Below are 5,291 nucleotides of genomic sequence, written 5' to 3'. Positions count from 1 at the left end.
CCGGGTACCGCCAGCAACAGCAGCGCGGGCACGGCAGCGGCGATGGCGGTCAGGCCGAAGCCGACGACGCCACACGCGGCGGCCACCGGAGCGGTGCGCACGCCCAGTTTGGCCTGCCAGGGTGCCGCGACCGTCCCGGCGCCGAGCGAGGCCCCGGCGAGCAGGCCGGTCAGGGCCACCGGCGCAACCGGGAAACCGAGCAGCACCGGGATCCCGCCGACCGCGGTGGCCGGGTAGGCGTACACACAGAAGGCCAGCGGCGCGATGACGAGGATCGCCGTGCGCAGACCCTTGGGCTTGAACGGCCCGGGGCGTGGTTCGCCCACCGATGCGCCACCGGAGCGCCCCAGGCTCTCGGGCACGGTCAGCGCCACGAGCATCGCCAGGATGAGTACGACGGCGTGCAACAGGTAGGGCAGGGTCAGCGGCCACGGCCCCCACTCGCCGATCAGCCCCGCCACGGCCGGGCCGATCGCGAACCCGCCGGTCATGGTCACGGCCGCGACCCGCGCTCCGGAGTGTCGACCGGCCTGGGCCGCGGTCTCGACCAGCCACGCGCTACCCACACTGAACGTCGCCCCCGCGCCGGCACCCTGAAGGAACCGGACGAGAAAGAGCATTGCCACACTGTCCTGCGCGGCGATGAACAGCAGGGTGGCGATCAGCGAGAGCAGCGCGCCGGGGATGGCCACCGTCTTGCGGCCCCACCGGTCGGCCGACGGGCCGGCGATGGCCAGCGCCGGGGCGAGTCCGAGGGCATACACGCCGAACAGGGCCGTGATCGCCGTCGACGACATGCCGAGCTGGTCGCGGTAGATGAGCAGCAACGGCGTGGGGATGTTCGTGCCGGCCGCCACTCCGAGGAGCAGCAGCCCGATTCGCCGATCCGACGTCAGTGTCACGGTGGGAACCCTACGTTCCGCACGGCGCTCCGCGTGGGTCTGGGTGAGCGTCGCACGTTGGGTGCGCGCGTCGCAGGTTATTGCATGGGACGGTGGCACGTTTCGTGTGACGCTCGCGATTGGCGTCGGAGTGAGTGGGGATGGGCTGGGTTGAGCGCGCGAGGTGGTGGCGGTGGGAGCCGTCACGCAGCAGCCCGCTCGTTCCTCGCGGTCTGCTGCGTTCCTCCCAAATCCCCCGTGCCGGATAAACAAGATGGACCCCGACGAAAAGCGTGTCGGGGTCCATCTTGTTTGGCGGTGGCGGTGGGAACCGTCGCTCGTTCCTCGCTCCTCCCAAATCCCGCGCGTCGAATAAACGAAGTAGGACCCGACGAAAAGCGTGTCGGGTCCTACTTCGTTTGGCGGTGGCGGTGGGATTTGAACCCACGGAGGGCGTAAACCCTCACACGCTTTCGAGGCGTGCTCCTTAGGCCGCTCGGACACGCCACCGCCGAGAAGAGTACCTGAGCGGTGGCGCACCCGAGAAATCAGGGGTATACGTGCGTCTCACACGCCGCTCGCCCCCGACACACAGCGCATCAGGAGGTGTAGGGCACCTGCTCCCACGACAGCACCGACTCGGCACCCGGACGGTTGACCGTCACCTTGAGCCAGTCGTGGTTGTTGGACGAGCCGTCCACGGTGATCCGCGTCAGGTTCGAGGTCGAACCCGACACGCCGTAGCGCGAGAGCCACACCGAGCCGGCCTGCAGCGGCTGGTCGACGTTGTAGACGTGGCTGTCACCGTCGAAGAGGTACACCTGACCCTGGAACGCGTTCGACTCGTCGATCAGCGTCTGCACCAGCGGCGTGAACGCCGAGATGTCGCTCGGCTTCGGGGTGTAGGTCGGGTCGAACATGTCGGCCTGCAGGTAGATCGCGACGGCGCGGTCGTTGCGCTGGGCGGCCTGGGCGAACGTGTCCTTGATGAGGGCGATCGACGCGTCCATCCGCGCCTTCTCCTCGGTGACCTGCTGCGCGTTCGCGGTGGTCGCGCCGGTCCACGGGGCGAGGCCGTTGTTGCTGCCGACGACGTGCACAACCGCCATGCTGACGCCCTGGCGACGCAACTGCACGTTCTCCGGGAAACCGAGCTTGACCTGCGACGCCACCTTGGTGGAGTGCTCACCGAGGGTCTGTCCCGGCTTCGGGAAGAACGTGGTGCGCAGCATGTCGAGGCGCTCGTACGGGTTGTAGGCACCGTTGTTGAGGCGGTGGCAGTCGGTCCACTCGTTGTCGCCGGGCACGTAGATCAGCGGCTGCTCGAAGCGGTCGAACTGGGTACGGATGTTCGCGAAGTACTCGTTCGTGCACGCGCTCGAACCGTTCTTGATGTCGCCGACGTGGATCGTCATGGACACGTCGCGGTCGGCGTTGATCTGGTCGACCCAGCCCGGGAACGCGTCGATCTGCGCCTGGCCGTAGGGCACGTCACCGATGACGGCGAAGGAGTAGTTGCCCGGCTTCTGCTGGCCCGGTGCGGAGGCGAGCGCCGCCGTGGAGGCCATGAGCAGGGGAGCAGCGGCCACGACGGCCACGGCGGTGCGGGAGAAACGCTTGAGCGACATGCGAGTCCTCATACTTTCGTGATCACACAGGGGCCGGACCACTGTCCTGCCGAACGCCCCTCCGCGGGTGACCAACAGGCGACGATCAGGTGAACGTCTCCCCTCGCCGCGACAGATCGTCAGCGGTGGTCGGCGAAGAAGTCGAGCAGCACCTGACGGCATTCGGCCTCGCGCACCCCGCCGACGACCTCGATGCGATGGGTCGCCCGCCGATCCCGCACGACGTCCCACACCGAGCCGCAGGCGCCGAGCTTGGGGTCCCACGCGCCCAACACGATCCGACCCACCCGCGCAAGCATCGCCGCTCCGGCACACATCGGGCAGGGTTCGAGGGTGACGACGAGGGTCGATTCCTCCAACCGCCAGGTCTCGACCCGGGCCGCCGCCGCCCGCAACGCCACCACCTCGGCATGCCCGGTCGGATCGTCGTCACGCTCGCGAGTGTTGCGCCCCTCACCCCACACGGCTCCGTCGGGCCCGAGCACGAGCGCCCCGACGGGCACGTCCCCCTCCAGCGCGGCCTCGCGCGCCAGTTCGAGCGCGCGCCCCATTGCCGACTCGAACGCCGGGTCGACCGGCGGCCGGGCCACATCGGAGGTCTCGTGCACGCGCCCAGTCTCCCCCACCGCGCTCCGTCTCGAGGCCTCGGCGGTAGGTTCACCCCATGCGCGTGCTGACCCCCGATCACCCGCTGATCGCCCACAAGCTCACGTACCTGCGCGACCGGCGGACCGACTCGCCGACCTTCCGCCGGCTCGCCGACGAGCTCGTCACGCTGCTCGCGTACGAGGCGACGCGCGAGGTCCGCACGACACCGGTCGAACTCGAGACTCCGGTCGCGCCGACGAGTGGCGTGCATCTGAGTTCACCCAAGCCGGTGATCATCCCGATCCTGCGTGCCGGGTTGGGCATGCTCGACGGCATGTGCCGCCTGCTGCCGACCGCCGAGGTGGGGTTCCTCGGCATGCTGCGCAACGAGGAGACCCTCGAGGCCGTGACGTACGCCAACCGCCTGCCCGAGGATCTCTCCGGGCGACAGTGCTACGTGCTCGACCCGATGCTCGCCACCGGCGGCACGTTGGTGCAGACGGCGCGTTACCTCGTCGACCGCGGCGCCGACGACATCACCATGGTGACGCTGCTCTCCGCACCCGAGGGCATCGAGGCCCTGCAGCAGGCCACCGCGAGTCTCGACGTCCCGATCACGCTCGTCACCGGAGCCGTGGACGAACGACTCGACGAGCACGGCTACATCGTGCCCGGGCTCGGCGACGCCGGCGACCGCCTCTACGGAGTCGTGTGACGCCACTCCGGCGCGCCACCGCAGTCACACCAACCGCATCCGGCACACTGGGGCCGACCCATGGGTGGGCGGCGACCCCGCGCACCCCGACCGCGCCGATCCGATCAGGAGCCTCGTGAGCATGCCCCCGGTGAAGAAGATCATCATGTGGCTCGTCGTGCTCTTCGCCATCTACGCGATCGTCACGAGCCCCGACCAGGCCGCCAACATCGTCAAGACCGCCTGGGACATCGTCTGGACCGGCGTCACCAACATCGCGACGTTCTTCAACCGACTCATCGGCAACTGAGCGGGCTGGCCGTGAGCCGTGGATCTACCCCAGCCCCGTAGGAGCCGCGAGGTCCGACGCCGCCTGCTGCCCAACGAGACGCTCGTGCTGAGCATCAGTCAGCACTGGGTGGTCCTGGCCAAACCGGTGGCGATCCTGGTCGCGGCGACGGTGCTCGCGCTCTACCTCGACGCCACCGTGCCGGCGTCGGCCGGGGCATCCATGCGGTTCGTGTGGCTGCTGTGGCTGGCGGCGCTCGGATACCTGCTGTGGTGCCTGCTCGAATGGCGCAGCACGGTCATCGTCGTGACGAACAAGCGCATCCTCAAGTTGCACGGTCTCATCGACCGCCGGGCCTCGATGATGCCGATGGCCAAGGTCACGGACATGACCTACCACCGCTCCATCCTTGGGCGGATTCTCGGCTTCGGGAAGTTCGTGCTCGAGAGCGCGGGCCAGGATCAGGCGCTGCGCGACATCGATCACGTGCCGCATCCCGACGCGAGCTACCGCGCCATCGTCGCGCAGATCTTCGGCGACGACACCCACGACGAGGACGACGGGGCCGACCACGACCATCGGCACGACGACGATCCGGACACGGACGAGTTGCCGCCCTACGACGATCAGGCCGTGTGGACCGAGGCCGAGTGGTCACAGACGCAGTGGTCGCAGGCGCAGTGGACGCCCACCGAGCGCGCCCAGGGCTACAAGCAGCAGAGCCCGGCGCCGTACGACCGCCACCCGCCGCCGCCGCACGATCCGCGCCGCTGGCGCTGACGGCGCTCCCCGATTTCCACCCCACCCGTGACATGACGGAGCGTCGTCGCTACAGTTACCGATAACGGTTCCTCTTATCGAACCGGTCGCCCTGGGGAGGGCGGAGGCCCGTCGTTCGGTAGTCGTGCACCGAACGGCGGGCCTCACTGTGTTGTGCTACCCCGGGCCCCCGCGCACGTCCTCACCTTCGCGGGGATTGGCGCGCGCTTGCGAGGACCCCGCCGGGGCCCAGGTCCCCTGCGCACGCGGCACCCAGCCACGCGCCGCTCCGCCCGCCTCACCCGCCACGGGGTGACGTCGTTACGCACGGCTGTCGTCGTTAGGCAGGCTTGGCCCGCGGTGGGTCGCCGGCCAACCCTGCACAACGACGCCAGGCCAGCACATCGACGCCAGAGGGCCCGCCGTTCGGTAGTCGTGCACCGAACGGCGGG

General features: G+C 69.3%; 6 protein-coding genes and 1 tRNA gene. 3 read left to right on the top strand and 4 right to left on the bottom strand.

What is annotated here, in order from left to right:
* The 4 genes from KD1_RS06530 to KD1_RS06515 form a co-directional block, all read right to left on the bottom strand.
* Positions 1-902 (bottom strand): MFS transporter (locus tag KD1_RS06530; protein ID WP_068399302.1); only part of this gene is annotated, 902 nt, incomplete at its 3' end.
* A 399-nt stretch (positions 903-1,301) separates the two neighbouring features.
* A tRNA-Ser gene (locus KD1_RS06525) sits at positions 1,302-1,391 on the bottom strand.
* An 89-nt stretch (positions 1,392-1,480) separates the two neighbouring features.
* Entirely contained in the window at positions 1,481-2,509 is a 1,029-nt protein-coding gene (locus KD1_RS06520; RefSeq protein WP_068399300.1) for a metallophosphoesterase, read from the bottom strand.
* A 119-nt stretch (positions 2,510-2,628) separates the two neighbouring features.
* On the bottom strand, positions 2,629-3,060 hold the full coding sequence (locus tag KD1_RS06515) for a nucleoside deaminase (protein ID WP_068399304.1): 432 nt from the start codon (positions 3,058-3,060) through the stop codon (positions 2,629-2,631).
* A gap of 113 nt (positions 3,061-3,173) precedes the next feature.
* Between KD1_RS06515 and upp the strand changes: the two genes are divergently transcribed.
* From upp to KD1_RS06500, 3 genes are all read left to right on the top strand, one after another.
* On the top strand, positions 3,174-3,812 hold the full coding sequence (gene upp, locus KD1_RS06510; RefSeq protein WP_068399298.1) for a uracil phosphoribosyltransferase: 639 nt from the start codon (positions 3,174-3,176) through the stop codon (positions 3,810-3,812).
* 115 nt (positions 3,813-3,927) lie between these two features.
* Positions 3,928-4,101, top strand: a complete 174-nt coding sequence (locus KD1_RS06505; RefSeq protein ID WP_157073211.1) for a hypothetical protein — start codon at positions 3,928-3,930, stop codon at positions 4,099-4,101.
* Positions 4,102-4,185: 84 nt separating this feature from the next.
* Positions 4,186-4,860, top strand: a complete 675-nt coding sequence (locus KD1_RS06500; RefSeq protein ID WP_068399292.1) for a PH domain-containing protein — start codon at positions 4,186-4,188, stop codon at positions 4,858-4,860.
* Positions 4,861-5,291: the final 431 nt, after the last annotated feature.

It is taken from the genome of Kribbia dieselivorans NBRC 106261 (assembly GCF_001552435.1).
Lineage (GTDB): Bacteria > Actinomycetota > Actinomycetes > Actinomycetales > Dermatophilaceae > Kribbia > Kribbia dieselivorans.
The sequence above is the reverse complement of the archived record's forward strand: the minus strand, read 5'-3'. Positions and strand labels throughout refer to the sequence as shown.

Coding starts and splice junctions, on each gene's coding strand:
- KD1_RS06520 (WP_068399300.1), bottom strand. CDS start 2,509: ATGTCGCTCAAGCGTTTCTCCCGCACCGCCGTGGCCGTCGTGGCCGCT.
- upp (WP_068399298.1), top strand. CDS start 3,174: ATGCGCGTGCTGACCCCCGATCACCCGCTGATCGCCCACAAGCTCACG.
- KD1_RS06515 (WP_068399304.1), bottom strand. CDS start 3,060: ATGGGGCGCGCGCTCGAACTGGCGCGCGAGGCCGCGCTGGAGGGGGAC.